This is a genomic window from Pseudoalteromonas sp. S558 (assembly GCF_005886635.1).
GTDB lineage: Bacteria > Pseudomonadota > Gammaproteobacteria > Enterobacterales > Alteromonadaceae > Pseudoalteromonas > Pseudoalteromonas aliena.
Genome location: NZ_PNDU01000555.1, coordinates 1 through 1,459 on the forward strand (window position 1 = coordinate 1; position 1,459 = coordinate 1,459).

At 34.5% G+C, this 1,459-nt stretch carries 2 protein-coding genes; both read left to right on the forward strand.

The genetic code is table 11. From position 1 onward, the window contains the following. The first annotated feature begins 175 nt into the window (after positions 1 to 175). Positions 176 to 748: a hypothetical protein gene (locus tag CWB66_RS21385; protein WP_138586997.1), complete on the forward strand. Its 573-nt coding sequence runs from the start codon at positions 176 to 178 to the stop codon at positions 746 to 748. A 107-nt stretch (positions 749 to 855) separates the two neighbouring features. Further along, positions 856 to 1,383, forward strand: coding sequence for a hypothetical protein (locus tag CWB66_RS21390; RefSeq protein WP_138586998.1), 528 nt, complete (start codon positions 856 to 858; stop codon positions 1,381 to 1,383). The last annotated feature ends 76 nt before the right edge of the window (positions 1,384 to 1,459 follow it).

Consider the following 1,459-nt stretch of genomic DNA (forward strand, 5'->3'; position numbering starts at 1 on the left):
AACAACACAAAACTCCCACTTTATATTCTGCATAAAATACAGTAATCGATTGAACCAAAATAGGAACTCAGCTATGGTTTGTTTATCAATAAAAATAAATAAAAAAAACGAGTTAATCTACAGGCTCGTTATGCTTTGAATTCATACATATATAATTAATTATCAAGGAATGAAAATGAAAAAGTCTATTATCTCTCTAGCTATTGTTGCTTTGCTTGTACCATCTGCTTATGCAGCAAACTTAAAAGATTCTGTCCCAAAAGCAAAAACTAAGCTTGAACAATTCAGTGCTAAAACAGGTGTTGTGTTAATCAGAGGCTTTCAAAAAATAGGTAGCGCTCAAGGGCTTTACAGTACCTCAGTGAATATCCAAAGCAAAGAGTTCACAAATGTTACAGATGGCTCAAAACAATACGGAATTACCATTGAAGCATTTAAAGAAAATGGTAAGTATGACAAACAACATACTTCATTCATTGACTTTGATGAAATTAATTCCTTAATACAAGGAATTGACTATATAAGTAAAGTTAAACCTGATGTAACTAAGTTTGAAGATTTTCAAGCTGACTATACAACTAAAGGTTCTCTGAAAATATCTACATTTAGTTCAGGTGACAAGCTTATGGCTGCTGTTACTAGTGGTGATATTGGTGGTGTTGCAGCTTATTTTAATATTGAAGATTTAGCCAAAATTAAAGATCTGTTACTTAAAGCTAAGAAAAAAATCGAGTCAGTTAAAGCATAACAATACGCTGAAATGCATTACGGCCAAAAAGACGGCCTTCACTGGACGTGCTAGTCGCACGCCCTTTAGCTAAAAGCGTTAGCTTTTTTAATGAAGTATGGAGTGATATGGAAGAGTTACTTATAAATTTGTCTAGTTTATCGTGGTGGATTTCAACTGTTGTTATCGCCGTTTTAGCTAGTTTGTTCGCAGGTTTTCTCCAAAACTGGATTCCTAAATGGATAACAAAACTTAGTAAATCAGCACGTAAAAGATCTTACAAACGAAAAAGAATAGTCGTCACTGCAACTAGAATCTATATGGATAATTCTCAATTGCATATTTCTGCTATACATAGATACAATCGAAGTTTTCTTATGATGGTATTAACATTGTTACTAACTATGTTAATGGGACCATTACATTTGTTTTTTGAGACTTTTCCTATATATGATCCTCTTGGTCTATTAATGCCTAAAGTTAGTGGTTTAAGTGTTGGTCTACTTCCACTGAGTTTGATATTTTTATTGGCTCCAATGTTTTTTTCTATTGGTAGTAACGCTCGTATGCTTAATATAACTCATTGTAGATTAAGAGTTCATGCTAAGCGGGGTTGTAAGTACACAAAAGCTAATCGGGTAGCCGGAGGTCTCTAACCTCCAGCCCCCACACCACCCATCATGCGGGTCCGCAATGGGCGGTTCATCTCCCGTAATGAATATTGATCCAAAT

Coding starts and splice junctions, on each gene's coding strand:
- CWB66_RS21390 (WP_138586998.1), top strand. CDS start 856: ATGGAAGAGTTACTTATAAATTTGTCTAGTTTATCGTGGTGGATTTCA.
- CWB66_RS21385 (WP_138586997.1), top strand. CDS start 176: ATGAAAAAGTCTATTATCTCTCTAGCTATTGTTGCTTTGCTTGTACCA.